This window comes from Nonomuraea sp. PA05, assembly GCF_008086045.1.
Classification (GTDB): domain Bacteria; phylum Actinomycetota; class Actinomycetes; order Streptosporangiales; family Streptosporangiaceae; genus Nonomuraea; species Nonomuraea monospora.
Window position 1 is genome coordinate 196,511 of sequence record NZ_VSEY01000011.1, and the last position, 26,600, is coordinate 223,110.

25 protein-coding genes are annotated in these 26,600 nt (G+C 72.0%); 15 read left to right on the plus strand and 10 right to left on the minus strand.

All coding sequences use genetic code 11. The annotated features are described in order from the left end of the window. Positions 1–60 precede the first annotated feature (60 nt). The 6 genes from FXF51_RS19445 (at position 61) to FXF51_RS19470 (ending at position 4,734) form a co-directional block, all read left to right on the plus strand. Positions 61–744, plus strand: coding sequence for a response regulator (locus FXF51_RS19445; RefSeq protein WP_148435908.1), 684 nt, complete (start codon positions 61–63; stop codon positions 742–744). Further along, positions 741–1,583 (plus strand): glutamate ABC transporter substrate-binding protein, encoded by an 843-nt coding sequence (locus FXF51_RS19450; RefSeq protein WP_262379655.1) that lies wholly within the window; start codon positions 741–743, stop codon positions 1,581–1,583. The genes FXF51_RS19445 and FXF51_RS19450 overlap by 4 nt, the downstream gene beginning before the upstream one ends. A gap of 81 nt (positions 1,584–1,664) precedes the next feature. After that, positions 1,665–2,408 (plus strand): amino acid ABC transporter ATP-binding protein, encoded by a 744-nt coding sequence (locus FXF51_RS19455; RefSeq protein ID WP_148435909.1) that lies wholly within the window; start codon positions 1,665–1,667, stop codon positions 2,406–2,408. 9 nt (positions 2,409–2,417) lie between these two features. Beyond that, positions 2,418–3,245: a glutamate ABC transporter substrate-binding protein gene (locus tag FXF51_RS19460; RefSeq protein ID WP_148435910.1), complete on the plus strand. Its 828-nt coding sequence runs from the start codon at positions 2,418–2,420 to the stop codon at positions 3,243–3,245. Further along, positions 3,245–3,913: an amino acid ABC transporter permease gene (locus FXF51_RS19465; RefSeq protein WP_148435911.1), complete on the plus strand. Its 669-nt coding sequence runs from the start codon at positions 3,245–3,247 to the stop codon at positions 3,911–3,913. The genes FXF51_RS19460 and FXF51_RS19465 overlap by 1 nt, the downstream gene beginning before the upstream one ends. Next, positions 3,910–4,734 (plus strand): amino acid ABC transporter permease, encoded by an 825-nt coding sequence (locus tag FXF51_RS19470; protein ID WP_148435912.1) that lies wholly within the window; start codon positions 3,910–3,912, stop codon positions 4,732–4,734. Before FXF51_RS19465 ends, FXF51_RS19470 begins: the two co-directional genes overlap by 4 nt. Here the strand turns inward: FXF51_RS19470 and FXF51_RS19475 are convergent. Beyond that, positions 4,658–5,923 (minus strand): hypothetical protein, encoded by a 1,266-nt coding sequence (locus FXF51_RS19475; RefSeq protein ID WP_148435913.1) that lies wholly within the window; start codon positions 5,921–5,923, stop codon positions 4,658–4,660. The genes FXF51_RS19470 and FXF51_RS19475 overlap by 77 nt on opposite strands. A 43-nt stretch (positions 5,924–5,966) precedes the next feature. On the opposite strand from FXF51_RS19475, the gene FXF51_RS19480 reads away from it, so the two are divergent. Further along, positions 5,967–7,295 carry an amidase gene (locus FXF51_RS19480; protein ID WP_148435914.1) on the plus strand — a complete coding sequence of 443 codons (1,329 nt, stop codon included), beginning with the start codon at positions 5,967–5,969 and terminating at the stop codon, positions 7,293–7,295. A 5-nt stretch (positions 7,296–7,300) separates the two neighbouring features. Here the strand turns inward: FXF51_RS19480 and FXF51_RS19485 are convergent, their stop codons facing one another. Further along, positions 7,301–9,301, minus strand: coding sequence for an ATP-binding protein (locus tag FXF51_RS19485; protein ID WP_148435915.1), 2,001 nt, complete (start codon positions 9,299–9,301; stop codon positions 7,301–7,303). A gap of 337 nt (positions 9,302–9,638) precedes the next feature. Between FXF51_RS19485 and FXF51_RS19490 the strand changes: the two genes are divergently transcribed. Genes FXF51_RS19490 through FXF51_RS19500 form a run of 3 tightly spaced genes read left to right on the plus strand, consistent with a single transcriptional unit; the run spans position 9,639 to position 12,864 of the window. Then, positions 9,639–10,718 (plus strand): dihydrodipicolinate reductase, encoded by a 1,080-nt coding sequence (locus tag FXF51_RS19490; RefSeq protein ID WP_148435916.1) that lies wholly within the window; start codon positions 9,639–9,641, stop codon positions 10,716–10,718. After that, on the plus strand, positions 10,715–11,251 hold the full coding sequence (locus tag FXF51_RS19495) for a carboxymuconolactone decarboxylase family protein (RefSeq protein ID WP_148435917.1): 537 nt from the start codon (positions 10,715–10,717) through the stop codon (positions 11,249–11,251). Before FXF51_RS19490 ends, FXF51_RS19495 begins: the two co-directional genes overlap by 4 nt. Beyond that, positions 11,248–12,864 (plus strand): GMC family oxidoreductase N-terminal domain-containing protein, encoded by a 1,617-nt coding sequence (locus tag FXF51_RS19500; protein WP_148435918.1) that lies wholly within the window; start codon positions 11,248–11,250, stop codon positions 12,862–12,864. Before FXF51_RS19495 ends, FXF51_RS19500 begins: the two co-directional genes overlap by 4 nt. A 37-nt stretch (positions 12,865–12,901) precedes the next feature. Here FXF51_RS19500 and FXF51_RS19505 read toward each other — a convergent pair whose 3' ends face one another. The 3 genes from FXF51_RS19505 to FXF51_RS19515 are packed head-to-tail and all read right to left on the minus strand — an operon-like array spanning position 12,902 to position 15,389. Next, positions 12,902–13,102 carry a hypothetical protein gene (locus FXF51_RS19505; RefSeq protein ID WP_148435919.1) on the minus strand — a complete coding sequence of 67 codons (201 nt, stop codon included), beginning with the start codon at positions 13,100–13,102 and terminating at the stop codon, positions 12,902–12,904. Positions 13,103–13,148: 46 nt separating this feature from the next. Further along, on the minus strand, positions 13,149–14,597 hold the full coding sequence (locus tag FXF51_RS19510; protein WP_187414450.1) for an amidase: 1,449 nt from the start codon (positions 14,595–14,597) through the stop codon (positions 13,149–13,151). Positions 14,598–14,633: 36 nt separating this feature from the next. Further along, the gene (locus tag FXF51_RS19515) at positions 14,634–15,389 is read right to left on the minus strand and encodes a GntR family transcriptional regulator (RefSeq protein WP_222871356.1); all 756 of its coding nucleotides are present in this window, start codon (positions 15,387–15,389) and stop codon (positions 14,634–14,636) included. Positions 15,390–15,734: 345 nt separating this feature from the next. On the opposite strand from FXF51_RS19515, the gene FXF51_RS19520 reads away from it, so the two are divergent. After that, positions 15,735–16,841, plus strand: coding sequence for a glycerophosphodiester phosphodiesterase (locus tag FXF51_RS19520; protein WP_262379656.1), 1,107 nt, complete (start codon positions 15,735–15,737; stop codon positions 16,839–16,841). Between the two features lie 28 nt (positions 16,842–16,869). Here FXF51_RS19520 and FXF51_RS19525 read toward each other — a convergent pair whose 3' ends face one another. Further along, entirely contained in the window at positions 16,870–17,691 is an 822-nt protein-coding gene (locus FXF51_RS19525; protein WP_262379657.1) for a DUF1206 domain-containing protein, read from the minus strand. Between the two features lie 109 nt (positions 17,692–17,800). On the opposite strand from FXF51_RS19525, the gene FXF51_RS19530 reads away from it, so the two are divergent. The 4 genes from FXF51_RS19530 to FXF51_RS19545 all read left to right on the plus strand — a co-directional run bounded on the left by FXF51_RS19530 (position 17,801) and on the right by FXF51_RS19545 (position 22,597). Next, on the plus strand, positions 17,801–19,216 hold the full coding sequence (locus FXF51_RS19530; RefSeq protein ID WP_148435920.1) for a tetratricopeptide repeat protein: 1,416 nt from the start codon (positions 17,801–17,803) through the stop codon (positions 19,214–19,216). 48 nt (positions 19,217–19,264) lie between these two features. Then, entirely contained in the window at positions 19,265–20,098 is an 834-nt protein-coding gene (locus FXF51_RS19535; RefSeq protein ID WP_148435921.1) for a PIG-L family deacetylase, read from the plus strand. A 108-nt stretch (positions 20,099–20,206) separates the two neighbouring features. Beyond that, positions 20,207–21,886, plus strand: a complete 1,680-nt coding sequence (locus FXF51_RS19540) for a PQQ-dependent sugar dehydrogenase (RefSeq protein WP_148435922.1) — start codon at positions 20,207–20,209, stop codon at positions 21,884–21,886. Between the two features lie 213 nt (positions 21,887–22,099). Beyond that, positions 22,100–22,597, plus strand: coding sequence for a hypothetical protein (locus tag FXF51_RS19545; protein WP_148435923.1), 498 nt, complete (start codon positions 22,100–22,102; stop codon positions 22,595–22,597). A 95-nt stretch (positions 22,598–22,692) separates the two neighbouring features. Here the strand turns inward: FXF51_RS19545 and FXF51_RS19550 are convergent, their stop codons facing one another. Genes FXF51_RS19550 through FXF51_RS19565 form a run of 4 tightly spaced genes read right to left on the minus strand, consistent with a single transcriptional unit; the run spans position 22,693 to position 26,483 of the window. Then, positions 22,693–23,706, minus strand: coding sequence for a LacI family DNA-binding transcriptional regulator (locus tag FXF51_RS19550; RefSeq protein WP_262379658.1), 1,014 nt, complete (start codon positions 23,704–23,706; stop codon positions 22,693–22,695). A gap of 13 nt (positions 23,707–23,719) precedes the next feature. Then, the gene (locus FXF51_RS19555; protein WP_148435925.1) at positions 23,720–24,529 is read right to left on the minus strand and encodes an ATP-binding cassette domain-containing protein; all 810 of its coding nucleotides are present in this window, start codon (positions 24,527–24,529) and stop codon (positions 23,720–23,722) included. Next, the gene (locus FXF51_RS19560; RefSeq protein ID WP_222871357.1) at positions 24,526–25,488 is read right to left on the minus strand and encodes an ABC transporter permease; all 963 of its coding nucleotides are present in this window, start codon (positions 25,486–25,488) and stop codon (positions 24,526–24,528) included. Before FXF51_RS19560 ends, FXF51_RS19555 begins: the two co-directional genes overlap by 4 nt. A gap of 11 nt (positions 25,489–25,499) precedes the next feature. Continuing rightward, entirely contained in the window at positions 25,500–26,483 is a 984-nt protein-coding gene (locus tag FXF51_RS19565; protein WP_222871358.1) for a sugar ABC transporter substrate-binding protein, read from the minus strand. Between the last annotated feature and the right edge of the window lie 117 nt (positions 26,484–26,600).

Consider the following 26,600-nt stretch of genomic DNA (forward strand, 5'->3'; position numbering starts at 1 on the left):
CTTTTTTATTAAAACCCGCTTAAGCTGCAGTGATCTACCTGAATGACGAGGAGCGTGGCGGTGCCTGAGCTCAGGGACATCACCGTTCTCATCGTGGACGACGACCCGGTCGTCACGGCGGCCCTGCACGCGCAGGTCAACCGGGTGCTCGGGTTCAGGGTCGTGGGCATCGCGCACACCGGCCACGCGGCGCTGGCCGCCGCCGGGCGGTTCGCGCCCCGGCTGGTGCTGCTCGATCTGCACCTCCCTGATATGCCCGGTCTGGAGGTCGCGCACCGGCTGCGCCGCCCCGACCAGCCACCCGCCGACGTCATCGTGATCTCCGGGCGCAAGGAGTCGGCGACGGTACGCGCCGCCATCCAGCGCGGCGCGCTCAACTACCTGGTCAAGCCGACCAGGGCGGGCACGCTGGAGCAGGCCCTGCTGCGCTACGCCGCCACCGTGAAGCAGCTGGAGTCCGAGCCCCGCTTCACCGACCAGCAGGAGATCGACAACCTCTTCCGCTCGCTCCACCTCGACGTGGGCACCCGTCCCAAGAGCATCTCAGCCTCCACCGAGCAGGCGGTGCTGGACGCGCTGTCGGACGTCGAGGACGCCTCGGCCGACGAGCTGGCGGCCAAGGTCGGCGTCAGCCGGGCCACCGCCCGCCGCTACCTGGAGCACCTGGCCGAGCGGGGGCTGGTGGAGGGCCGGCCGAAGTACGGGACGACGGGGCGGCCACAGCACCGGTACCGCATCCGATGAGGGCGTTACGGGCGCTGCTGGTGGCCGTGCTGGTCGGCGTGCTGCCCGCCGCCTGCGGCGAGGCGAACGCCTTCCCCGAGGACACCACGATGTCGCGTATCAGGGAGCGCGGCATCCTGACCGTGGGCATCAAGTTCGACCAGCCCGTCTTCGGCTACAAGGACCCCGCCAGCGGGCGGATCACCGGCTTCGACGCCGAGGTGGCCCGGCTGGTGGCCAGGGACCTGACGGGCAGCGAGCGCAACATCCGCTTCGTCGAGACGGTGTCGAGCGAGCGCGAGAACTTCATCGAGCAGGGCGTCGTGGACCTCGTCATCGCCACCTACTCGATCACCGAGACCCGCGCCCAGCGGGTCACCTTCTCCGACCCGTACTACTACGCGGGCCAGGACCTGCTGGTGCGGGTCGGCGACTCCACCATCAACGGGGTCACCGACCTGAAGGGCAAGACCGTGTGCACGGCGCGCGGCTCCACCTCGGTCGAGCGGCTGCGCGCCATGGTGCCCGGCATCGACCTGGAGGTCGTGGACGCGTACAGCATCTGCGTGCCCGCGCTGGTGGCCGGGCGGGTGGACGCGGTCAGCACCGACGACACCATCCTGCTCGGGCTCTACGCCCAGCATCCCGACTCGCTGCGGCTGGTCGGCAAGCCGTTCGGGCGCGAGCCGTACGGGATGGGCATCAAGAAGCAGGACACCGCCTTCCGCGACTACCTCAACGGGCTGATCGCGCGCTGGCTGTGCAACGGCGAGTGGGACCGCGCCTACGTGGCCACCGTCGGGGTCTCCGGCACCACCTCCGAATCCGCCAAGCCGGCTCCTCGCCCGGCCAATTGCTGAGCAGAACGATCACAAGCCTTTCCGCGACACATGCGGCTCCTACGGTTACGCCAACGCTGACCGAGACAAGGAGCGTGACGCATGAGCCAGGCGGATTTGATCGTCCTGGACCAGGTCAACAAGCGCTACGGCGATCATCACGTGCTCAAGAACGTGAACCTGACCGTACGGCAGGGCGAGGTCGTGGTGGTCATCGGCCCGTCCGGGGCGGGCAAGTCCACCTTGTGCCGCGCGATCAACCGGCTGGAGACGATCGACTCCGGCACGATCAGCCTCGACGGGACCCCGCTGCCCGCTGAGGGCAAGGAGCTGGCCCGGCTGCGCGCCGAGGTCGGCATGGTCTTCCAGTCCTTCAACCTCTTCGCGCACAAGACCGTCCTGGACAACGTCGTCCTCGGGCAGGTACACGTGCTGAGGCGGCCCAGGGCGGAGGCCGAGCGCAAGGCCCGCGAGCTGCTCGACCGGGTGGGCATCGGCGGCCAGGCCGCCAAGTTCCCCGCGCAGCTCTCCGGCGGGCAGCAGCAGCGGGTGGCCATCGCCAGGGCGCTGGCCATGGACCCGAAGGCGATCCTGTTCGACGAGCCCACCTCGGCGCTGGACCCGGAGATGGTCAACGAGGTGCTGGACGTCATGACGGGCCTGGCCCGCGAGGGCATGACCATGGTCGTCGTCACCCACGAGATGGGCTTCGCCCGCCGTGCGGCCGACCGGGTCGTCTTCATGGCCGACGGCGAGATCGTCGAGCAGAACACCCCGGACACCTTCTTCGGCGCGCCCAGCAGCGACCGCGCCCAGTCCTTCCTCGCCAAGATCCTGACTCACTGAGGAGTTGTCATGTTCGGCAGATCCCTTTTCGCCGTGTTCGCCGTGGTCGCCGTCGCCTCCGGGTGCGGGGGCGGCTCGGAGAGCTACGCCTCCGTGGTGGACAAGGCCAAGAACGACAAGAAGCTGGTGATCGGCGTCAAGGCCGACCAGCCCGGCCTGGGCCTGCGCACCCCTGACGGCAGCTTCTCCGGCTTCGACATCGAGGTCGCCAAGTACGTGGCCAAGCAGCTCGGGGTCGAGCCGAGCGGCATCACGTTCAAGGAGACCGTGTCCGCCAACCGGGAGGCGTTCATCGAGCAGGGCCAGGTGGACCTGGTGGTGGCCACGTACTCGATCACCGACGCGCGCAAGCAGAAGGTGTCGTTCGCGGGCCCGTACTTCGTGGCCGGGCAGGACCTGCTGGTCCGCGCCGACGACGCGGCGCTGACCGGGCCCGAGGCGCTCAACGGCAAGAAGCTGTGCTCCGTCGCCGGCTCGACGCCCGCCCAGAAGGTCAAGTCGGAGTACGCCAAGGAGGTGCAGCTCCAGGAGGAGCGCACCTACTCGGCCTGCGTGGACCGCGTGCTCGGCGGCCAGCTCGACGCCATCACCACCGACAACGTCATCCTGGCCGGCTACGCCGCGCAGCACTCCGGCAAGCTCAAGGTGGTCGGCAAGACGTTCAGCACCGAGAAGTACGGCATCGGCCTGAAGAAGGACGACACCAACGGGCGCAAGGCCGTCAACGACGCGCTGGAGAAGATGTTCTCCGACGGGAGCTGGACCAAGGCGCTGCAGGCCAGCGTGGGCGCCTCCGGGTTCACCCTGCCCCAGGTCCCGCAGCTCGAGCGGTACTGATGGACGCTCTGCTGACAGAAGGCGGCACCATCTTCGCCGCCTTCTGGATGACGGTGCGGCTGACGGCGGTCAGCGCGCTCGGCTCGCTGGTGCTGGGCACGCTGCTGACCGCCATGCGGGTGGCCCCGCTGGCGTCCCTGCGGGCCACCGCCACCGTGTACGTGACCGTGGCCCGCAACACGCCGCTGACGCTGGTGCTGCTGTTCACCGGCCTGGGCATCGGCGCGAACCTGGGCCTGGAGCTGTCCGACGACATCGCGACCAACAACTTCTGGCTCGCCGTCATCGGGCTGACCGCCTACACCTCGGCGTTCGTCTGCGAGGCGCTGCGCTCCGGGCTCAACACGGTGCCCGTGGGGCAGGCGGAGGCGGCCCGCTCACTGGGGCTCGGCTTCGTCAAGACGCTGGCGCTGATCACGCTGCCGCAGGCGTTCCGCGCGGTGGTGGCGCCGCTGGGCAGCATCCTCATCGCGCTGACCAAGAACACCACGATCGCCCTGGTGGTGGGCGTCGCGGAGGCGTCGGTGCGGATGCGGGAGCTGATCGAGACCTACGGTGACCAGGTCATCGAGATCTTCCTCGGCTTCGCCGCCGGGTTCGTGCTCCTGTGCCTGCCGATGGGGTTGTTGTTCGGCTGGTTGTCCAAGCGGATGGCGGTGGCGCGATGACGTACGCGAACCTGTACGAGAGGCCGGGGCCGCGCGGGGTGCGCCGCAACCGGGTGCTGACGGCGCTCGTCGCGGCGGCGCTGCTGGCGGTGGCGTACTTCGTCTACGTGCGCTTCGACGAGAAGGACCAGTGGGCGGCGGAGAAGTGGACGCCGCTGCTGCGGGGCGACGTGTGGGCCACGTTCATCCTGCCCGGCCTGGCCGGCACGCTCGCGGCGGCCGTCGCGGGGGTGGTGCTGGCCGCGCTGTTCGGGCTGGTCTTCGCCGTCGCGCGGCTGTCGGAGCACCGGTGGATCCGGGTGCCGGCGGCCATGGTGGTGGAGTTCTTCCGCTCCGTGCCGCTGCTGCTGCTCATCTTCTTCGCCTTCTTCGGCTCGTTCGTGCTCATCGGCGTGAACATCTCGGCGTTCGCCGCCGTGGTGTTCGGCCTGACCCTCTACAACGGGTCGGTGATCGCGGAGATCCTTCGGGCCGGGGTGCAGAGCCTGCCGAAGGGGCAGCGGGAGGCGGCGTACGCGGTGGGCATGCGCAAGGGGCAGGTGATGCGGCTCGTCCTGCTGCCGCAGGCCGTCAAGGCCATGCTGCCCGCGCTGATCAGCCAGTTCGTGGTGCTGCTGAAGGACTCCGCGCTGGGCCTGATCGTGGGCTACGACGAGCTGGTGGACAGGGGGCTGAACGGGATCGCGGCCAACTTCTCCAACGTCATCCCGGCGGCCATCCTGATCGCCGCGATCTTCATAGTGATCAACATGGCGCTGGACCGGCTGGCGAACCGCCTCGGCGCCTCCTCAGCGCGGGTGCCCAGGGTGCGATCCCGATGAGGGCCAGCAGGACCAGCAGCGGCGCCCGCCACCACCACGAGACGGTGGCGGGCGGCGGGGCGGCCCGCTCCGACACCCAGGGGCGGGCCGTCTTCGACCAGGCGAGGAACGCGTCCCCGACGGGCATCAGGCCGAAGGCGTAGCGCTTGGTCCACGGGGTGCCGACCGGCAGCCCGGCCAGCTCGCCGTAGTTCGCCAGCGCGGCGGCGAGCGCCGCGTCCCCCCGCACCTGGGCGGCGCCCAGGGTGACCGCGGTCGCCGACAGGCTCACCCCCAGCGGCAGCGGCCCCGAGTCGACGTCGCCCGGCCCCTCCATGCCGGACGGGTACTCCAGGACGGCCGGGCCGAGACCCAGCGGGGTGACCACGTAGCGGTCGCGGAAGCGGGCGTACTGCTCGGCGGCGAAGGCCGGGTCCACGTCCACCAGGAAACGCTGGATGATGCTCTGCGAGCTGCCCCTGGCCACCTCGGCGGGCTCGCCCGTGCCGGGCTCCGAGCGGTGCGGGAGCAGGCCGGTGCGCGGGTCGAGCCGCTCGCGGGCCTGGCGCAGCCAGCGGGCCACGGTGCCCGCGTAGAGGGGTGGCCGCAGCGTGTCGTGCAGGCGCAGCGAGGCCATCGCCACCGTGGAGTCCACGGGCCAGGCCTGGCCCGGGTACGCCTCCAGGAACGGCGACCCCGACTCGTCGAACGCACTGGCCAGGGCGGCCGAGTCCGCGGCGAGGCGGCGCAGCTCGGCCGGGTCGCGGCGGCCCTCCGGCTGCAGAGCGAGCACGCCGCCGCGCAGCCAGTTGGTCCAGCCCCGGTAGAAGACGCCGTGCGGCGGGTCGAGGTCCGGGCTGAACGGCTCGCGGCCCGCCGGCGCGTCGAGCCGCCCGAGTGCCCAGCGCGACTCGCGCAGCGCCTCGGGTCTGGACGCGGGGTCCCGCTGGCCCAGCTCGACCCAGCTCAGGCCGTACAGGACGTGCAGGAAGAAGTAGCCCTCGGGGAAGAGCGTCTGCGCCTGCTCGCCCGCGCCCGCCTCCAGGGCCGGGCGGAGGAAGGCGAGCTGGCGGCGCACGCCGGGCGGCTCGCCGTCCGGGCCCGCGGTGGCCGGGACGATCAGGCGCACCGCGCCGATCAGCGCGCACAGACTGATCGCTACGGCGGCGGCCCTGCGGATGCGGCGGGCGATGGACGGTGCGTGGGGCATCCCGATGATCGTAGTGGGGCGATATGCCCGTCATGATGAGTTCATGCCGATCTCCCCTGGCCCCTTCACCGGCCGCACCCTCACCGGCCTCGCCAAGGACCTGCGTGACGGGCGCGTCACCGCCGTCGAGCTGACCGAGCAGGCCCTGCACGCCGCCGGCACGCTCGGCCGCGAGCTGAACGCCTTCGTCACCGTGGACGCCGCCGGAGCGCTCAAGGCGGCGCGCCGGGCGGACGAGGAGCTGGCCGCGGGCGCCGGCAGGGGGCCGCTGCACGGGCTGCCCGTCGCGGTCAAGGACCTGATCGAGGTGGCGGGGCTGCCCGCGACCATGGGCTCGCGGCACTTCGCGGGGCACGTCCCGGACACCGACGCCGCCTGCGTGACGCGGCTGCGCGAGGCGGGGGCGGTCATCGTGGGCAAGACGACGACGCACGAGTTCGCGTACGGGCCGACCGGCGACCGCTCCGCCAACGGCCCCTCGCGCAACCCCCGGGACCCGGCGCGCATGTCGGGCGGCTCCAGCGGCGGCAGCGCGGCGGCCGTCGGAGCGGGCGTGGTCCCGCTGGCGATCGGCACCGACACGGGCGGGTCCGTGCGCATCCCGGCGGCTCTGTGCGGGATCGCCGGGTTCAAGCCCGCGTACGGGGTTCTTTCGGCGGACGGCGTGTTCCCCCTGTCGCGCAGTTACGACCACGTGGGGGTGCTGGCGGGCTCGGCGGAGGACTGCCTGGTCGCCTACCGGTGCCTCGGGGATCTCCCACCTGCGGGGCGGGACGTTCCGGCGCGGGTGGGGTGGGTGGATCCGGCCGGGCTGTTCGACGGTGATCCGCGGGTGAGCCGGGTCGTGCGGGCCGCCGTGGAGGCTTTGGGGCCGGGCGAGGCGGGGCTGCCGGTGGGGTTCATGGAGGAGGTGCGGGAGACGTACGTGGTGGTGCAGAGCTGCGAGACGGTGGCCGTGCACGCCGAGCGGCTGGAGCGGGCGCCCGAGCTGTTCGACCCCGAGGTGCTGGAGCGGCTGCGCGTCGCCGCGGAGGTGCCCGGCTGGCGGCACGTGCGCGCCATGGAGTCGAGGGAGCGGCTGATGGGAGAGGGTGAGATGCTCTTCGGCCGCTTCGACGTGCTCGCGTTGCCTGCCGTGCCGATCGTCGCGCCGCCGATCGACCGGCGCGAGGTCGAGGTGGACGGCCGGGCGGTCGCGGTGCGTCCCGCGCTGCTCGCCCTGACCAGCCCGTGGAACGTGCTCGGCCTGCCCGCCCTGACCGTGCCCGCGGGGACGGTGGACGGCCTGCCGGTGGGCCTGCAGCTCGTCTGCCGCCCCGGCGACGAGCACCACCTCTTCGCCACGGCCGCCAGGATCGCCCCGGCGGCCTGAGCCGGTCAGCGTTCGGTGGCCGGGTGGGCGGGGTTGGGGTCGAGGGCGAGCAGGATGCCGGTGTCCAGCCCGGTGTCGTAGCCGGCGCTGAACGCCGCCTGGTACGCGCTGTCGCCGATCGCCTCCCTGGCCTCCCGCTCGCACGTCTCCCTGGCGGCGACCCACTCCTGGATGCCGATCTGCGCCCGCCCGATCGTGTCCCACACCTGCTGGGCCAGGCCGAGCCGCCGGGCGGCCGGGTCGCCGTGCCCCGAGGCGGACGCGGCGCAGGCCAGCACGTCGAGGGCGAGGGCGATGCCGATGCTGTCGTGCAGCCGGTGCTTGATCTCCAGCGCCGACCGGGCGTAGGCCTGGGCCGCGTCGTTGCGGCCGAGCGACAGCTCCGCCTGGGCGCGGAAGAGGTCGGCGTAGGCCCGCATCCAGCGTTCGCCGTGCTTGTCGCAGTCGGCGCACATCTCCTCGAGCGCCTTGATCGCGTCCTCGACGCGGCCGTGCGCCGTGTGCACGTGGCTCTGCCCGAGCCTGGCCAGCAGGGTGGGCAGGGTGAGGCCGTGCTCGGGCCGGTGCACGGCCAGCAGGCTGTCGGCCAGCGCGAGCGCGAGCGCCAGGTCGCCCCTGATGGTGGCGGCGGCCATGACCATGGCCTGGGCCGCGAGCGCGGCGGCGGTGTCGCCGAGTCGTTCGGCGACTCCGGCGCACTCGGCGGCCCAGGCCATGCCGGCGTCGGGGTCGCCCTGAACCATGAGGGTCAGGCTGCACACCCACAACGCCCGGTTGCGCACCACACTCGGCTCGGTGTCCAGAGCCAGGGCGCGCTCCAGGTAATGCTGACCTTCCCGCAGGAAGCCGCAGGGATACCAGAAGAACCACAGCGCGGCGGCCATCTCCAACGCGGTGTGGTCACGGGGGTTGGCCAGGCAGAAGTCGAGGGCCGTGCGCAGGTTGTCGTGCTCGGCGGTGGTGCGGTCGTTCCAGGAGATCTGCTCCGGCCCTAGCCAGGCGGCGTCGCCGCGGCGGGCCAGCTTGAGGTAGAAGTTGCGGTGGCGGCGGCGCAGCCCGTCCTGCTCGCCGAGGGCGCGCAGCCAGATGGCGCCGTACTCGCGGATGGTGTCGAGCATCCGGTAGCGCTCGCCGCCGCCGGTGGGCGCCCAGATCAGGATGGACTTGTCGACCAGGCCCGACAGCAGGTCGGGGATGGCGTGGGCGGGCAGCAGGTCGTCGGCGCAGACGTCGATGACGGCCGTGTCGTCGAAGCTGCCCGAGAAGACCGAGGTGCGCGCCCACAGCAGCCGCTCCTCCGGCGTGCAGAGCTGGTGGCTCCAGCCGATGGCCGTGCGCAGCGCCTGGTGCCAGGGCGGGTCGGCCTCGCTGACCTCGGCGTCGGTGTCGCCGAGCAGCTCGAAGCGGTCGTCGAGGCGCTCGCACAGCTCGCCTGCGGGCAGGTCGCGCAGCCGGGCGGCGGCCAGCTCGATGGCCAGCGGCAACCCTTCCAGGCGGCGGCACAGGCGGGCCAGGTCGGCGCGGTTGTCGTCGGTGACGGTGAAGCCGGGCACGGAGCGGGCGGTGCGGTCGGCGAGCAGCATGACGGCGTCCTGCCGCCCGCCGCCGCCGGAGTCGGGGACGGGCAGCGGGTCGATGATGAGCACCTGCTCGTCAGGGACGCCGAGCGGGCGGCGGCTGGTGGCCAGGATCGACAGGTGGGGGGCGGCGACGAGCAGGTCGCGGGCGGTGGCGGCGCACTCGTCGACGAGGTGTTCGCAGGTGTCGAGGACCAGCAGGAGGTGCCGGTCCTCCAGGTATTCGGTCAGGACCTCCATCATGGGGCGGGTGGTGCGGTCGGCCAGCGGGAGCGCCTCGGCGATCGTGTACGGCACCAGCGCGCCCTGGTCCAGCGCCGAGAGCGGGACGAGCCAGGCGCCGTCGCCGTAGCCGGGCTGCATGAGGGCGGCGGCCCGCAACGCGAGCCGGGTCTTGCCGACCCCGCCCACGCCGGTCAGCGTCACCATGCGATATTCCCCGCACAACCGGCGGATCCGGGCGAGTTCTCCGCGGCGGCCCACCAGACTGGTCATTTCCGGCGGCAGATTCCCGGCATGCCGCCCACCCATATTCATGATCCTCACCTGTCCGGCTCGGTCCGCCGCATTCGGTGACAGCAGCTTGCCGGACGCGGCCAGGTTCCGCCACGAAAAGTGAGAAAGTGACTACGCAACAGACCGGGTTGCGGGCGTTTCTTATTGCCTTACCACTTTGCGGGGTTCTGCCATGTTAGTCCGCGGCTCCGGCCCGACCACGGGAAACACGGGCCTTCCCACTTAACCAAGCGCTTGCTACGCTCCGCCCATGGTGTCCACGATCGTCTGGGGTACCGGCAACATCGGCCGCGCCGCCATCCGCGCCGTCGAGGCCCACCCGGGGCTGGAACTGACCGCCGTCCTCGTCCACGACCCCGCCAAGATCGGCCGCGACGCGGGCGAGCTGGCCGGGCTCGGCCACCGCCTGGGCGTCGCGGCGACCGCCGACGCCGGGGCGGCCCTCGCCGCGGGGCCTGAAGCCGTCGTCTACGCGGCCTCCGGCGACATCCGCCCGTCCGAGGCGCTGGCCGACGTCGTCGGCGCCCTGCGCGCGGGCGCCGTCGTCGTCACCCCCTCCCTCTACGCGCTGTACGACCACCGCAGCGCCCCGCCCGACGTCCGCGAACCGGTGCTGGCCGCCATCGAGGCGGGCGGCGGCTCCCTGTTCGTCTCCGGCGTCGATCCCGGCTGGGCCAACGACGTGCTGCCACTGCTGGTCAGCGGGCTGGCCGCGACCGTGGACGCCGTACGCTGCCAGGAGATCTTCGACTACTCCACCTACGACCAGCCCGACGCGGTCCGCTACCTGGTCGGCATGGGCCAGCCGATGGACTACGAACCGCCGATGCTCGCCCCGGCTGTGCCCACCATGGTGTGGGGCGGCCAGGTGCGGCTGATCGCCAGGGCGCTCGGCGCCGACCTCGACGACGTGCGCGAGCACGTGGAGCGCCGCCCGCTGAAGTCCACGGTCACGACCGCGTCGATGGGCGCGTTCGAGGCGGGCACGCAGGGCGCGGTGCGCTTCGAGGTGCAGGGCATCGTCGGCGGGCGGCCCAGGATCGTGCTGGAGCACGTCACCCGCATCCACCCGTCCTGCGCCCCCGACTGGCCCGTGCCGCCCGGCGGCGTGGGCGCGCACCGGGTGATCGTCGAGGGCCGGCCGCACATCGAGGTCACGGTGCAGGCCACCGACGAGGACGGCAACCACTCGGCGGGCGGCAACGCGACGGCCGTGGGCCGGCTGGTCAACGCCGTCGAGTGGCTCGTGGAGGCGGGGCCAGGGCTGTACGACGCGCTCGACGTGCCGCTGCGGCCCGCCATCGGCAAGCTCGGAAGGAGGAGCGGGTGAGGATCGACATCCCGGAGGGCAAGGACCCGATCGAGTACGTGTGGGGTGAGATGGTGCCCGGCATCGGGCCCGCCGCCTCGCGCTACTCGATGGCGGTGTACGCGCACACGACGCTCGGGCTGCGCGAGTTCGAGGCCGCCAGACTGCGGGTGGCGCAGCTCAACGGCTGCGCGTTCTGCCTCGACTGGCGGACGGAACGCGACGGGCACACCGTCGAGGACGGCTTCGCCGACGCGGTCGCCGACTGGCGCACCACCACCGCCTTCGACCCGCGCACCCGGCTGGCCGCCGAGTACGCCGAGCGCTACACCGTCGATCACCACGGGCTGGACGAGGAGTTCTGGAGCCGGATGGGCGCGCACTACAGCCAGCTCCAGATCGTGGAGCTGAGCATGTGCATCGGCTCGTGGCTGGCGTTCGGCCGGCTCAACCACGTGCTCGGCCTGGACACCACCTGCCGCCTCCCGAGCGCCCCGTCCCCGAGAGCCCCGTCCCCGGGAGCCTCGTCACCGAAAGCGAGCCCGGCCTCATGAGCAAGGCAGTTCTCCCGAACGACTTCTCCCGCCGCGGCTTCCTCACCGCCACCGGCGCGCTGCTCGGCACCGCCGCCCTCGGCGCGCACTCCCCCGCCGCCCGCGCCGCCGCCCCCATCTCCTCCGGCGCGCACGTCGCGGCCCTGGTCATCGGCACCGGGTACGGCGGCTCGGTGGCCGCCCTGCGCCTGGCGGAGGCGGGTGTGAACGTCCACCTCATCGAGATGGGCCAGGCCTGGGACACCCCCGGCCCCGACGGCAAGATCTTCTGCAACACGCGCGAGCCCGACTACCGCTCCTACTGGCTGCGCACCCGCACCAAGGCCCCGCTCAACTACTTCCTCGGCTTCCCCATCGACCGCGACATCCCCCGCCACGCGGGCATCCTGGACGCGGAGGAGTTCGGCGGCATCACCGTCTACCAGGGCCGCGGCGTCGGCGGCGGCTCGCTCGTCAACGGCGGCATGGCGGTCACCCCGAGACGCGAGAACTTCGCCGCCGTCCTGCCCTCGGTCAACCCCGACGAGATGTACGCCACCTACTACCCGCGCGCCAACGCGGCCCTCGGCGTCGGCACCGTGGACCCGGCCTGGTTCGACACCACGGCCTGCTACCAGTACGCCCGCGTCGGCCGCAAGCACGCGCAGCGCTCCGGCTTCCCGTTCGTGTTCGTTCCGGACGTCTACGACTGGAACTACATGAAGCAGGAGGCCGCCGGCACCGTCCCCCAGTCGGCGCTGGCCGGCGAGATCCTCTACGGCAACAACCACGGCAAGAAGTCGCTGCAGAAGACCTACCTCGCCCGCGCCGCCGCCACCGGCCGCGTCACCGTCTCGCCCCTGCACAGGGTCACCTCGGTCACCCCCGCCTCGGGCGGCGCCTACACGGTCGTCATCGAGCAGCTCAACACGACCGGCGACACCGTCGCCACCAAGACCGTCACCGCCGACCGCGTCTTCTTCGCCGCGGGCAGCGTCGGCACCAGCAAGCTCCTCGTCAAGCTGAAGGCCACCGGCGCGCTGCCGGCGCTCAACGGCGAGATCGGCAAGGGCTGGGGCGACAACGGCAACGTCATGTGCGGCCGGGCGAATCACCTGTGGGACCCGACGGGCTCGCTCCAGTCGGCCATCCCGTGCTGCGGCATCGACAACTGGGCGGCCGGCGGCGCGTTCGCCGAGGTCGCCCCGCTGCCCACCGGGATCGAGACGTTCGCCTCGTTCTACCTGTCCATCACCAACAACCCGCACCGGGCGCAGTTCTCCTGGAACGGCGCCGCCGGGAAGGTGGAGCTGAACTGGCAGACCGCGTGGAAGCAGCCGTCGATCGAGATGGCCAAGAGCATCTTCGACAAGATCAACTCAAGGGAGGGGACGATCTACCGGACGGACCTGTTCGGGGTCTACAAGATCTGGGGCGATCACCTCACCTACCATCCGCTCGGCGGGGCCGTCCTGAACAGGGCCACCGACAACTACGGGCGGCTGACCGCCTATCCCGGGTTGTACGTCATCGACGGGGCGCTGATCCCGGGGAACACGACCGTCAACCCGTTCGTGACGATCACGGCGCTGGCGGAGCGGAACATCGAACGCATCATCGCCGCCGACCTGTGAACGCCTGGGGGCGGCTTCGGGCCGCCCCCTTCCGGGGTCACGACGCCCAGTCGACGATGCGGGCGTCGGCGCGGAAGCGCAGGGCGGGGTCGGCGTAGCGGGCCTCGGGGACGGCGTACAGGGCGTCCACGCCGGCGCGCTGGAGCGGGTACCCGGCGGCGATCACCTCGATCTCGTCCTCGGGCACGGTCAGCCCGGCGGCGGCGAGCAGTTGTCCGACGGCTGCGGTGTGGGTCATGAGGGGTTCTCCTTGCCGGGGGAAGGTCAGGCTTGTCGCGGGGAGGTCAGGCGGCCAGGGCGGGGACGCGCAGGTGCCAGTCGGTGAGACGCTGGTAGGCGTCGCCGGCCCGCAGGATCGTGGCCTCCGCGAAGGGGCGGCCGGCGAGCTGCAGCGAGAGCGGCAGGCCCGCCCGGGTGAAGCCCATGGGGACGACCAGCACCGGGTTGCCGACGCAGTCCCAGTACTGCGTGAAGATCTGCGCGAACAGGGCCTCCACGTCGATGCGGCCCTGTGCGTCGGTGAGCGAGTCGTAGGTGGGGGCGCCCGTCGAGGCGGTCGGGCTGACGATGACGTCCACGTGGTCGAACAGGCGCGCGACGGCGTCCTGGGCGACCCGGCGGACGCGCTGGGCCTGCACGTAGTCGGCGCCGCTGATCAGGGCGCCGCGGGCGAGCATGGCGCGGGTGGCGGCGAAGTAGTCGCCCCAGCGGGTCGCGGCGTCGTTGCGGTGGTAGGCGAGGGCCTCGGCGCAGGCGGTGACGAGGTTCGCGGTGAGCATCTCGTTCCAGTACGGGAGCGTCACCTCGGTCAGGGTGGCGCCGAGGCCGGTCAGCGTGGACAGCGCGGCCTCGAACGCGGGGGCGGCGGCGGGGTCGGCGTCGCCGGGGAAGTGGTGCTCGCGGACCACGCCGATGCGCAGCCCCTCCAGCGACCCGCCCGTCCCGGCCCCCGTCAGAGGTCCGGCCCCCGTCAGGGGGCCGCTTCCCCAAGCGAGGTCGAGGGGCAGGTCCACGCAGTCGGGGTCGCTCGGGTGGTACCCGGCGATCACCTCCAGCACGGCCGCGCAGTCGCGGGCGCTGCGGGCGAGCGGGCCGACGTGGTCGAGCGAGTACCCGAGCGGCGCCACACCCGACTTCGGCACCCGGCCGAACGTCGGCATGAGCCCGCTGACGCCGCAGAACGCGGCCGGGATGCGGATGCTGCCCGCCGTGTCGGTGCCGAGCCCCGCCAGGAACAGCCCGGCCGCGACGCCGTTGCCGGTGCCCGAGCTGGAGCCGCCCGGCCAGGTGCCCGGGTCCCACGGGTTGCGCGGCACGGGGAACGGCTTGGACGGGTCCACCATGCCGCACGCGAACTCCATCGTCGTCACCTTGCCGGTGATCACCGCGCCGGCCGCCCGCAGCCGGGCGACGACGGGCGCGTCCTTGCCCGCGCCCCAGGCGGGGTCGAGCACGAGGCTCTGCGCGGTGGTGGGGCCCTCGGCGGCGGCGATGATGTCCTTCACCCCGAACGGGATCCCGTGCAGCGGCCCCTTGTCCACGCCCGCGGCCAGCTCCTCGTCGGCCTGCTTCGCCGCCTGCAGCGCGCTGTCGTCGAACCGGGCCAGGTACGTGCCCAGCCCGGCGTCCAGCCGGTCGGCGCGGGCGATGGCCTCCTCGGTCAGCGCCACGCTCGTCACCTCGCCGCCACGCAAAGCGTTCGCGGCATCACTCAACGTCAGGGGAAAGGTCAAGATCGACTCCGTTCAGAGGGATGAGAAGTGGGTTCGTTACGGGTGGCGGCGGGCCGCGTTGGAGACGAACAGGAAGCGATCGCCGCGGACGTGGATGAACGCCAGGTTGAACGGCCGCCCGTCGCCGTCCCTGATGAGCTGCTCCATGGTGATCAGCGGCGAGCCCTCGGCGATGCCGAGCCTGGCGGCCGTCGCGGCGTCGGCGGGGGCGCAGCCGTAGATGAACTCCGACTCCTCGTAGCCGACGCCCGCCTCGTGCAGCAGCGTGTACCAGTCGTGCACGAACGGCTTGTCACGCAGCCGATCGGCCTCGGGGGCGAGCACGTAGTTGGTGGCCATGCCGTGCGGCTCGTCGCCGAACAGCGACACGTACTCCAGGCGCAGGCACGGCGTCCCCGCGGGCACGCCGAGCCGGGCGGCGGCCAGCTCGGGCAGCGGGATCGTCGAACGGTCGAGCACGTGCGGGCGCAGCCGCCGGTTCAGCAGGCTCTCCTGGCCCGGCGGCTCCACGCCGTGGGCCTCCACGAGCTGCGTCACCACGGCCTTGACGACGGCGTGCGTGCCGACGCCCTGGCGGCGGTCGATCAGGCCCTCGCGGCGCAGCACGGCCAGCGTCTCCCGCACGGTCGCGCGGGTGGCGCCGTAGGAGGCCATCAGCTCGGCCTCGGTGGGCAGCAGGCCGTCGGGGAAGGCGCCGCGCAGGACGGCGGAGCGCAGCAGGTCGCGCAGGCGGCGCAGGTCGCCCTCGCGTTCCGGGCCCGACCGGTGCGGCCGGGAGGATCTGCCCGCCATGCATCCGGAGGGTACGGGATGGCTGGCCAGTTCCATGCCACCGCCTCCTCCTCCAGCGCCTTCTTCCTTGGAGCAGGAGGCTACGAACGGCGTATTGCCCGGTGATGTCCGGGTGGTTGCGCCGGGTTACGCCGGATCAGGCGCCTGGCGGACCGGCGCCTGCCTGCGGAAACGGAAAGGGGACGCGGCGATCCGCCGAAACGGCGCGCCGATTCGCCGCGGGTGGCGTCGCGCGGTGGCCACCATCCCGTCACGCCCGCCGCCCCATCGGGTGCGCCCCGTCCCGACCGTCCCCGTGTGCCCACCCGTAACTCGCGGTCCACCTGCGAGGTCTACGGTGCGCGCATGACGATGCGCAGGTTACTCGCGAGCATGCTGTCCACGGTCCTGGTCGGCGGTACGGTCACCGTCGTGCTGACCCAGACCCCCACCGCCACGGCCGAGCGCCGCGCCCAGGATCCCATCGTGATCGCCCATCGCGGCGCCTCCGCGCACCGCCCGGAGCACACGCTGCTGTCGTACGAGGCCGCCATCGCCATGGGCGCCGACTACATCGAGCCCGACCTCGTCTCCACCAAGGACCACGTCCTGGTGGCCAGGCACGAGAACGAGATCTCCGGCACCACCGACGTGGCCGCGCGCCCCGAGTTCGCCGGCCGCCGCACCACCAAGACCGTGGACGGCCGGCCGATCACCGGCTGGTTCACCGAGGACTTCACGCTGGCGGAGCTGAAGACGCTGCGGGCCAAGGAGCGGGTGCCGGACCTGCGGCCCGACAACACCGCGTTCGACGGGCTGGCCGAGATCCCGACGTTCGAGGAGGTCGTGAAGCTGGCGCTGGCGCACGGCGTCGGCGTCTACCCGGAGACCAAGCACCCCACCTACTTCGACTCCATCGGCCTGTCGCTGGAGGAGCCGCTGCTCGACGTGCTCAACCGGTACCGGGTGCGCAAGGCGTACATCCAGTCGTTCGAGACGGCGAACCTGCGTGACCTGCGCGGCAGGACGCGGCTGCCGCTGATCCAGCTCATCACGTTCGGCGGCGCGCCCTACGACTGGGTGGCGGCCGGCAGCACGCGCACCTACGACGACATGGTCAAGCCGGAGGGGCTGCGCGAGGTCGCCGCCTACGCGAGCGGGATCGGCGTGGACACCAGGCGCGTCGTGCCGGTGGACGCCTCAGGCGCGACGACGGCGCCCACCACGCTCGTGGCGGACGCGCATCGCAGGCGGCTGGACGTGCACGTGTGGACGGTACGGAACGAGAACTCGCAGCTTCCCGCCGACTACCGGCTCGGCAACCCGGCCAGCCCCGTCTACCCGCGTGCGACGGGGAACGTGATGGGCTGGCTGTCGCGGCTGCTCGAGCTCGGCGTCGACGGCGCGTTCTGCGACGACCCGTCCATGGGCCGCGCCGTGGTGTCCAAGCACGGGTCCAGGCACGCGGCCTAGTTCCGTCAGGTACGGCGCCAGCGCGACGTCAGGTACGGCGCCAGCGCGACTCGCCGAAGCAGTACCCGGCGAACAGCAGCACTCCGAGCGCCACGACCACGAGCAGCGGCGGCCCCGCCGGGGTGTCGGCGAACTGCCGCAGCGTGGCGTCGATGCCGCCCGCCTTGTCCGCGTCATGGGTGATCGCCGCGTAGCCGACGAGGATGCCGGCCATCCCGGCGATCGCCCCGCGGGCGGCGTACCCGCCCGCGCCGAGCCGGTCCATGACCTTCCTGGCCTTGGGCGACATCCGCCCCTGGTCGAGCTCTTCCCTGAAGCCCTTGGTGACGCCCCGGTGGACCCAGTACACGCCGAGCGCGATGAGGCCGAGCCCGATCGCGCCCACGATCCACTGCCCGGCGGGCAGGGAGAGCAGCTTGGCCGTGGCGTCCTGCGACTTCTGGTCGTCGGAGCCGGCCTTGCCCGAGGTGATCACACTCCACAGCGTGTAGACGACCAGGCCGTAGACGAAGACCCGGGCGACCGCCTCGGCCCGCTCGAACGGCTCGCCGCCGCCGAACAGCGCCTCGGAAGCCTGCCACAGGGCCAGCGCCACGAACCCGGCGACCATGATCCACAACAGCACCTCGCTGAAGGGCAGCCGAGCTAACGTGCTGATCGCCCCCGCCTTGTCCGCCTCTTCGCCGGATCCCTGGCCGAGCCCGACCTGCATGGCCACCACGCCGATCAGTGCGTACAGCACGCCACGGCACGCCAGGCCGACCCGGGTCAGCACGGCCATCGGCCGGCTGCGCGTCGCGCGCTGCGTGGCGGCCTTGGCCTCGCGTCCCGCCTGTTGCGCGGTATTCACCGTTTCCTCCAAAAAAGGTATTGCCGGAGCAACCCGAGTGCCCGGGAATCCCGGATCTACGCATCGGCGTGGGTCTGCCAGGGACGACGCGGCTGGTTACAGTGGTGCGGTGAGCCACGACCAGCACGGCCTCGCGATGACGGGGGCGAGCGCCGCGGCGGTGCGGCACTACGACCGCGCGATCGACGAGTTGCTGCACTTCAGGGCCGAGGTGGACGCCGAGGCGAACGCCGCGCTGACGGAGTCGCCCGACTTCGCGATGGGCAACGTCCTGGCGGCGTACCTGGGGCTGCTGACCACCGAGGTCGAGGACGCGCGCACGGCGCGGGCCCGGTTCGGGGCGTTCCTGCGCCGGATCGACGACGGCGCGCTGCTCCCCCGCGAGCGGGCGCACCTCGCCGCCGTGGGCGCGCTGCTCGGCGGCGACTTCCTGACCTGCGGGGCGCTGCTGGCCGAGATCACCGCCGAGCATCCGCGCGACGCGCTGGCGCTGGCCGCCGGGCACCAGATCGACTTCTTCACCGGCGACGCGCGCATGCTGCGCGACCGCGTCGGCGGCGCGCTGACCGCCTGGCGCGAGGACGACCCGCACTTCGGGCACGTGCTCGGCATGTACGCCTTCGGCCTGGAGGAGGCCGGGCACTACGACCGGTCGGAGGAGACCGGGCTGCGGGCCGTCGAGCTGAACCGCCGCGACGTGTGGGGCATCCACGCCGTGGTGCACACCTACGAGATGCAGGGCCGCTTCGGCGACGGGCTGCGCTACCTCGACGCGCGGGTCCCCGACTGGTCGTCAGGGACGTTCTTCAACATCCACAACTGGTGGCACTGGTGCCTGTACGCGCTGGAGACCGGCGACGTGCCGCGCGTGCTGGCCGTGTACGACGCCGTGCTGGCCGACGGGCAGGCCTGCATGGAGCTGCTCGACGCGGCGGCGCTGCTGTGGCGGCTGTACCTGGAGGGCTCCGACCAGCACGAACGGTGGCGGGCGCTGGCCGACGCGTGGCCGGCTCGGGTGGCGGAGCCGTACTACGCCTTCAACGACATGCACGCGGTGATGTCGTACGTCGGGGCCGGGCGCATCGGTGAGGCGGAGAAGCTGATCGCGGTCAGGGAGGCGTACGTCGCCGAGCCGCGTCCCGGGGTCACCAATCACGACATGACGCTCAGGGTCGGGCTGCCGGTGTGCCGGGCGCTCGTCGCGTTCGGGCGCGGCGACCACGAGGCCGTGGTGGATCTGCTGCATCCGATCAGGCACCGGGTCAACGAGTTCGGCGGCAGCCACGCGCAGCGCGACGCCGTGCAGCGCACGCTGGTGGAGGCCGCGCTGCGGGCCGGGCGGCGGGAGGTCGCCAGGATGCTGGTGAGCGAGCGGATCAGCGTGCGGCCGTGCAGCCCGTACAACTGGCTCAAGCAGGCGGCGCTGGCCGACGCGCTGGGCGACGGCGCGGCCGCGGCCGTGGCGCGCGGCCGGGCGGGCGAGCTGGCCCGCTCCGGAATCGCCGGAGCCGAGCCGGGCGGGTGAGCCGGCCCGCTGCGGAATTGTCGGAGCCGCCGAGTAGTTTCTGCTCACATGGATCCGCAACTCACCCTGATGGTCGTGCACGCCCACCCCGACGACGAGTGTCTGAGCACCGGCGGCCTCCTCGCCCGCTACACCGAGGAGGGCATCCGCACCGTCCTGGTCACCTGCACCAACGGCGAGCAGGGCGACGGCGACGGCGGCGTCAAGCCCGGTGACCCCGGTCACGACGACGAGGCGGTGGCCAGGCGGCGGCTCGGCGAGCTGCGCGAGTCGGTCGCCCACCTGGGCATCGACCATCTGGAGCTGCTCGGCTACCGCGACTCCGGCATGGACGGCTGGGAGACCAACGCCCACCCCGACGCGTTCGCCAACGTGCCCGTCGAGACGGCCGCCGCCCGGCTGGCCGCGCTGATGGAGCAGTACCGGCCGCAGGTCGTGGTCACCTACGACGAGACGGGCGGCGGCGGCTACGGCCACCCCGACCACGTCCAGACCCACCGCGTCACGGTGGCGGCCGTCGAGCGCAGCGGCATCCCCGACAAGCTCTACTACACGGCCATCCCGCGCGCCTCGATCAAGCGCATGTTCGAGCTGATGCGGGAGAACGGCGTCGACCTCGGCGACTTCACGCCCTCCGACGACTTCGGCACCCCCGACGAGCGGGTGACCAGCATCGTCGACGTCTCCGCCTACGTCGAGCGCAAGCTCAAGGCGCTGCGCGCGCACGAGAGCCAGGGGGAGAACATCTTCCTGCTGCGGATGCCGGAGCAGGCGCAGCAGCAGGCGTTCTCGCACGAGGCGTTCGAACGGGTGCTGAGCAAGGTGGCCGCGCCGACGCACGAGGAGGATCTGTTCGCGGGCCTGCGCGACTCCTCCAGGTGAAAGTTTCACCGCTGCGCCGCAGCTTGCCGGATCACCGCCCGCGCACCGGTTGAGATCGGGCGGCGCGGGTCTTACGGTGCTCGTACCGATCCGGTCAAGGAGCCCGTCATGCGCGCCCGTGTGATCCTGACCCTGCTCGTCTGTCTGCTCGCCTTCGGCGTCGGCGTCCCTCCCGCGCAGGCCCAGGTGGTCGGCGGGTTCGACTTCGGCAGGGCGGAGGTGTCGGTCACCGGCCTGCAAGTGCCGTGGGCGCTGGCGTTCCTGCCGGACGGCAGCGCGCTGGCCTCCGAGCGGAACACCGGCCGCGTCATGCAGGTCCGGCCCGGCCAGGCGCCCGTCCAGGTCGCCACGGTGAGCGGGGTGAGCGCATCCGGCGAGAGCGGGCTGCTGGGCCTCGCCGTGTCGCCGTCATACCCGCAGGACGGCTGGGTGTACGCGTACTTCACCAGCACGAGCGGCGACAACCGCCTGGTCAGGTTCCAGCTCAGCGCGCCGCAGACGCAGCCGGTGCTGTTCTCCGGGGTGCCGAGCGCGAGCATCCACGACGGCGGCCGGATCGCGTTCGGCCCCGACGGCATGCTCTACGTCGCCACCGGCGACGCGAACAACACCGCCAACGCCCAGAACCTCAACAGCCCCGCCGGCAAGATCCTGCGCATGACGCCGACCGGCGGCGTCCCCTCCGGCAACCCGTTCGCCGGCTCCCGCGTCTGGAGCTACGGCCACCGCAACGTGCAGGGCCTGGCCTGGGACGCGCAGGGCCGCATGTACGCCACCGAGTTCGGCCAGAACACCTGGGACGAGGTCAACCAGATCGTCGCGGGCGGCAACTACGGCTGGCCCACCTGCGAAGGCACCTGTTCCAGCACCTCCTTCCGCAACCCGATCGTCACCTGGACCACCGCCGAGGCCTCGCCCAGCGGCCTGGCCTACGCCAACGGCACGCTCTTCGCGGCCGCGCTGCGCGGCCAGCGGGTCTGGGCGGTCCCGCTGACGTCGAGCGGCGGCGCGGGCACGCCGGTACCCGAACTCCAGGGAGCCTACGGACGGCTGCGCGCGGTCGCCGTCGGGCCGGACGGCTGGCTCTGGCTCGGCACCAGCAACCGCGACGGCCGCGGCACCCCGGTGGCGCAGGACGACCGCGTCATCCGCGTCCCACCCGCCACCAGCGGCACCGACACCGCCCCGCCCACCACCCCCGGCCTCCCGGCCGCGTCGGGCACGACCGCCGCCACGACCACCCTGACCTGGGCCGCCTCCACCGACAACGTGGGCGTCACCGGCTACGACATCCTGCGCGCGCCGGGCGCGTCCGGCGGCTCCTTCACGCAGGTGGGCACGTCCGCGACCGCCACGTTCACCGACTCGGGCCTGAGCGCGGGCACCACCTACCGCTACCAGGTGCGCGCCCGCGACGCGGCCGGCAACCTCTCCCCCGTGTCCGGCACCGTCACGGTCACCACCACGACCGGCGGCACGCCGGGCGGCTGCACGGCCACGGCCACCACGCAGACGCAGTGGAGCACCGGGTACGTCATCCAGCCTGTCACCGTCGCCAACACGGGCACGGCGGCCAGGAGCGGGTGGACGGTGACGTTCACGCTGCCTGCCGAGCACACGGTCACCGGCTCCTGGAACGCGGTGCTGACCGTGTCCGGGGGGACCGTCACCGCGCGGAACGCGGCGCACAACGGGGCGCTGGGGGCGGGGCAGAGCACCACGTTCGGCTTCCAGGCGAGCCGGCCCGGCGGGAACACCCAGCTTCCGTCCGGCTACGGCTGCGCCTGAACCCCGCCACCGGCCGCGACCGCACCGGCCCTCCAGCGCGCCCCGGCCGGCGCACCTCAGGAGGTGTCCGGTATCGGCCACTGCTGGGGTATGGCTTCCGCGGGCGATGTGCCGGAGGGTGAGGCTGAACAACCCAAGTCAGAACCAGTCATGACGGGAGGTGGGATCGTTCGGCCGGTTCAGCGCCATCCGACACTAGGAAAGGCGAGGGTCATGCCAGATGTTCTCCAGTCACCGGTGTACCTCTCCGGTGGTGCGCAACCCACGCAGATCGCTGTGATGTGGGGCTCGGAACGGTTCGAGTCCAGCGTGACCGGCAAGTGGCAGGAACTGCCAGGCGCGAAGATCACATGGAAGGTCGGCCCCGGATCGAGCACGCCACGGTGCATCCTGGTGGCCACCTTCACCGCCGAGGTGATCGTCGGCAGGCCCGTGAGCGGCGGCAACGCCGTCGGGCTGCTCGACATCACGTTCGGTGGCGAGAACGGGCATCCGCAGAGCGACAACCACCGCTACGCCACCGCCCAGAGCACCGAGGAGTGGGGAAGCGTCACCACCTTGCGGGCGATGAACTACCTGACCGGCGTCGACAGCATGCGAGACGCGAGCCCTCAGGTCGTCTTCAACCTCGCCCAGGGCAGCAACTTCGGCTTCCAGAACTGGCTGCTGAAGCTGGAGGCCTATCCCCAGACAGCCTCTCAGGCCGGGTGATCCCGGGCCGAAGGCCGCCCTTCACGAACCAGCGAGCAAGCGTCCGGCCCCGCTCGGGGGCGTTCCGTTCGCGAGCGGGGCTGACCCGGCTCCCCTTACGGCGTTCGTGGCGGCAGCTCGCCGGAGCCCCGCACGATCAGCCGCGTCGGCACAGTCGTGCGGCGGGCCCTGGACCGGTCCCCGTCCAGCCGGGCCAGCACCAGCCCCGCCGCCGCGGCACCCACCGCTGCCGGATCCTGGGCGACGGCGGTGAGCGGCGGGTCGAGCGCCTCGGCCAGCGGCAGGTCGTCGAACCCGACCAGCGCCACGTCCTTGCGCCCCGCCCGCGACAGCGCCACTACCACCCCCATGGAGGCCAGGTTGTTGCCCGCGAACACCGCCGTCGGCGGGTCGGCCAGCGCGAGCAGCCGCATGGTGGCGCGGGCCGCCGCCTCCAGGTCGTGCCCCGTCTCCACCAGCGCGCGTTCGAACCGCAGCCCCGCGCCGTCGAGCGCGTCCCGGTAGCCCTGGAGCCGTTCGCGGCGCGTGTAGAGGGCGGCGGGCAGGTCGCCGACGAAGCCGATCCTGCGGTGCCCGTGCGCGACGAGGTGCGCCACGCCGGCCCGCGCCCCTTCCCGGTTGGCGCTCACCACGCAGTCGGCGGTCAGCCCGACGGCGGGGCGGTCGAGGAAGACGATCGGCAGCCCGGCCGCCCGTTCCGCGCGCAGGTGGCGGTGGTCGCTCGCGGCGGCGGGCACCACGATGAGGGCGCTGACGCGGCGGGCCAGGAACGTGGCGATGAGCGACTGCTCGTGGCCGGCCGTCTCGTCGGAGGAGCCGACGATGAGCGTGAGCCCGCGGGCCCGCACCGCGCCCTCGACGCCGCCCGCCACGGTGCCGAAGAACGGGTTGCCCAGTTCGGGCACGACCAGGCCGATCGCGGCGTCCCTGGCGCCGACCCGCATGTTGCGGGCCATGAGGTTGGGCTGGTAGCCGAGCTTTCTGACCGCTTCCATGACGCGTTCGCGCGTTTCGAGGGCCACGGGGCCTTCGTCGTTGAGTACGCGGGAGACGGTCTTGGCGGTCACCCCGACCTCACGGGCCACATCTGTCATCGTCGGACGCCGCATCGCAGACATTTTGTCAGAGGCCGATGGCCTTTGCCGCGTCCCGGTCCGCCACCACCGCCTTGCCGTCCGACACCTGGAGCGCGCCGGTCATGATGGCCACCACCTCCGCCATGCTGTGCTCCCGCGGGCTGAGCTCGGCGACCCGCCGCCCGAGCCGCTGCACGTGCACCCGGTCGGCGATCTCGAACACGTGCGGCATGTTGTGGCTGATCAGCACCACCGGCGTGCCGCGATCGCGAACCTGCCTGATGAGGTCGAGCACCTGACCGGACTCCTTGACGCCGAGCGCCGCCGTGGGCTCGTCCATGACGACGACGTGCCGCGCCCACGCCACCGCCCTGGCCACCGCCACGCCCTGCCGCTGCCCGCCCGACAGCGACTCGACCGGCTGGGTGAGCGAGCCGAGCCCGATCTTCAGCTCGGCCATGTGCCGGGCCGACTCCTCGCGCATGCGTTTCTTGTCGAGCATCCGGAAGACCTTGCCGAGCAGGCCGGGTTTGCGTAGTTCGCGGCCGAGGAACATGTTGGTGGCGATGTCAAGGGAGGCGGCGACCGCGAGGTCCTGGTAGACGGTCTCGATGCCGTGCCGCCGGGCGTCGAGGGGGTCGCGGAAGCGTACGGGCTCGCCGTCGAGCTTGATCTCGCCCTGGTCCGGTTGCAGCGCGCCGGTCAGCGCCTTGATCAGGCTGGTCTTGCCGGCGCCGTTGTCGCCGATGACGGCGAGCACCTCGCCGGGCATGAGGTCGAAGTCGGCGCCGTCGAGGGCGGTCACGTGGCCGTACTTCTTGACCAGGCCGCGCGCCTGGAGCACGGGGGTGCTCATCGGGTCCTCCTGCGGGAGAGCTGGTCGACGGCGACCGCGAGGATCACCAGGACGCCGGTGATGAGCGTCTGGTAGATCGACGGCACGCCCATGAGCTGCAGCCCGTTGCGGAACACCCCGACGATGAGCGCCCCGACGAGCGTGCCGAGCACCAGGCCCCGGCCGCCGAACAGGCTGGTGCCGCCGAGCACGACCGCGGTGATGCTGTCGAGGTTGTCGGTCTGGCCGGCCTGCGGGTCGCCGACGCCGGTGCGGGAGACCAGGAGCAGGGCGGCTACGCCGTAGACGAGGCCGGCCAGCGTGTAGACGCCGATGGTCAGCCGGCCGGTCCTGATGCCCGTCAGGCGGGCCACCTCGGGGTTGTTGCCGAGGGCGTACACGTGGCGGCCCCACGCGGTCGAGCCGAGCAGGTACGCGAAGAGCAGGAACAGCAGGATCGCCAGCAGCGAGCCGTAGGTGACGTTGGTCTGCCCGAGCTGGAACGTCTGCCCGAGGAAGGTGAGCGCCGCGGGCAGCCCGGTCACCGTCTGCTCGTCGGAGTAGATGTGCGTCAGGGCGAAGACGACGTTCAGCATGCCCAGCGTCACGATGAACGGCGGCAGCGAGATCCGCGTCACGAGCAGGCCGTTGACCAGCCCGAACGCGGCGCAGACGGCGAGGCCGGCGGCGACGGCGAGCAGTGGCGGCAGGCCGGACTCGACGGCCAGCTTGGTCATCACGATCCCGCCGAACGCCATGATGGCGCCGCACGCGAGGTCGATGCCCGCGGTCAGGATGATCAGGGTCTGCCCGATGGCCAGCGTGCCGACGACCATGACCTGCTGGATGATGAGGGAGAAGTTCGGCCCGGTGAAGAACTGGCCGGTGTTGAGGCCGAAGAACAGGCAGGCCAGCAGGAGCGCGGCCAGGGGGCCTGCGACGGGGGTGCTGATCAGGCGGCGCGGCAGCGGCGCTTCCATCACGGCCATGGTCAGCCCCAGCAGTTGGCCAGGCCGAAGGCGGTGTCCTTGGCCTCGACCCCGGAGACGGCCTTGTCGGTGATGAGGGTGACGCCGGTGTCGGTGTAGCCGGTGGCCTTCTGGCCGTTCCTGGCGAACGCGGCGACGGCCTTGACGCCCTCCTCGGCCATCTTGATCGGGTACTGCTGGCTGGTGGCGGCGATCTGCCCGCTCTGCACGGCCTTGGTGCCGACGCAGCCGCCGTCCACGGAGACGATCAGCACGTCCTTGTCGCGGCCCTTGGCCTTGAGCGCCGTGTGCGCGCCGAGCGCGGCGGGCTCGTTGATGGTGTAGACGAGGTTGATGTCGGGGGCCTTCTGCAGGCAGTTCTCCATGGCGGTCTGGCCTTTGGCCTGGTCGCCGCGGGTGTCCTGGGAGCAGACGATGGACGGGTCGCCTTCCTGGACGCCGAAGCCCTTCAGGAAGCCGTCGTGCCTGAGCGTGCCGACCGTGATGCCGGGGGCCAAATCCAGCGTGGCGATCTTGGCGGGCTTGCCGGCCATGGCGGCCTTGGCGTACCGGCCGATCAGCTCGCCGGCCTTGAAGTTGTCGGTGGCGAACAGCGCGTCGGTGGCGTCCTGCGGCTCGGTGGGGGTGTCGAGGGCGATGACGAGCACGCCCGCGTCGCGGGCCTTCTTGATCGCGGGGACGATGGCCTTGGTGTCGCTCGGGGTGATGAGGATGCCCTTGACGCCGGCGGCGACCATGTTCTCGATGGCCGTGATCTGGGCGGCGTTGTCGCCGTCGAACTTGCCCGCGGCGCTCATCAGCTCCAGGCCGCCGGCCTGGGCCGCCTTCTGCGCGCCTTGCTTCATCTTGACGAAGAACGGGTTCGTCTCGGTCTTGGTGATCAGGCCGACCTTGGGGGTGGCGGTGGAGGCGCTCTGCCCGTTGCCGCCGCAGGCGGCGAGCAGGAGTGCTGTGACGAGGAGTCCGGCCGGAAGCTTCGCATTCATGGCGGTTCCTATCAGGGGGGACATGATGTCATCGTTGACATATGTCAACGTTGACATCGGCCGTGCTGTGATGATGAACTCCGATCCGGGAATCGTCAATGCCCCGTGTCAACGCCC

Bases quoted from the DNA above. Each gene is read 5' to 3' on its own strand.
- FXF51_RS19450 (WP_262379655.1), top strand. From the start codon at position 741: ATGAGGGCGTTACGGGCGCTGCTGGTGGCCGTGCTGGTCGGCGTGCTG.
- FXF51_RS19455 (WP_148435909.1), top strand. From the start codon at position 1,665: ATGAGCCAGGCGGATTTGATCGTCCTGGACCAGGTCAACAAGCGCTAC.
- FXF51_RS19460 (WP_148435910.1), top strand. From the start codon at position 2,418: ATGTTCGGCAGATCCCTTTTCGCCGTGTTCGCCGTGGTCGCCGTCGCC.
- FXF51_RS19465 (WP_148435911.1), top strand. From the start codon at position 3,245: ATGGACGCTCTGCTGACAGAAGGCGGCACCATCTTCGCCGCCTTCTGG.
- FXF51_RS19470 (WP_148435912.1), top strand. From the start codon at position 3,910: ATGACGTACGCGAACCTGTACGAGAGGCCGGGGCCGCGCGGGGTGCGC.
- FXF51_RS19475 (WP_148435913.1), bottom strand. From the start codon at position 5,923: ATGCCCCACGCACCGTCCATCGCCCGCCGCATCCGCAGGGCCGCCGCC.
- FXF51_RS19480 (WP_148435914.1), top strand. From the start codon at position 5,967: ATGCCGATCTCCCCTGGCCCCTTCACCGGCCGCACCCTCACCGGCCTC.
- FXF51_RS19485 (WP_148435915.1), bottom strand. From the start codon at position 9,301: ATGGTGACGCTGACCGGCGTGGGCGGGGTCGGCAAGACCCGGCTCGCG.
- FXF51_RS19490 (WP_148435916.1), top strand. From the start codon at position 9,639: ATGGTGTCCACGATCGTCTGGGGTACCGGCAACATCGGCCGCGCCGCC.
- FXF51_RS19500 (WP_148435918.1), top strand. From the start codon at position 11,248: ATGAGCAAGGCAGTTCTCCCGAACGACTTCTCCCGCCGCGGCTTCCTC.
- FXF51_RS19505 (WP_148435919.1), bottom strand. From the start codon at position 13,102: ATGACCCACACCGCAGCCGTCGGACAACTGCTCGCCGCCGCCGGGCTG.
- FXF51_RS19515 (WP_222871356.1), bottom strand. From the start codon at position 15,389: ATGGCGGGCAGATCCTCCCGGCCGCACCGGTCGGGCCCGGAACGCGAG.
- FXF51_RS19520 (WP_262379656.1), top strand. From the start codon at position 15,735: ATGACGATGCGCAGGTTACTCGCGAGCATGCTGTCCACGGTCCTGGTC.
- FXF51_RS19535 (WP_148435921.1), top strand. From the start codon at position 19,265: ATGGATCCGCAACTCACCCTGATGGTCGTGCACGCCCACCCCGACGAC.
- FXF51_RS19540 (WP_148435922.1), top strand. From the start codon at position 20,207: ATGCGCGCCCGTGTGATCCTGACCCTGCTCGTCTGTCTGCTCGCCTTC.
- FXF51_RS19545 (WP_148435923.1), top strand. From the start codon at position 22,100: ATGCCAGATGTTCTCCAGTCACCGGTGTACCTCTCCGGTGGTGCGCAA.
- FXF51_RS19550 (WP_262379658.1), bottom strand. From the start codon at position 23,706: ATGCGGCGTCCGACGATGACAGATGTGGCCCGTGAGGTCGGGGTGACC.
- FXF51_RS19555 (WP_148435925.1), bottom strand. From the start codon at position 24,529: ATGAGCACCCCCGTGCTCCAGGCGCGCGGCCTGGTCAAGAAGTACGGC.
- FXF51_RS19560 (WP_222871357.1), bottom strand. From the start codon at position 25,488: ATGGAAGCGCCGCTGCCGCGCCGCCTGATCAGCACCCCCGTCGCAGGC.
- FXF51_RS19565 (WP_222871358.1), bottom strand. From the start codon at position 26,483: ATGAATGCGAAGCTTCCGGCCGGACTCCTCGTCACAGCACTCCTGCTC.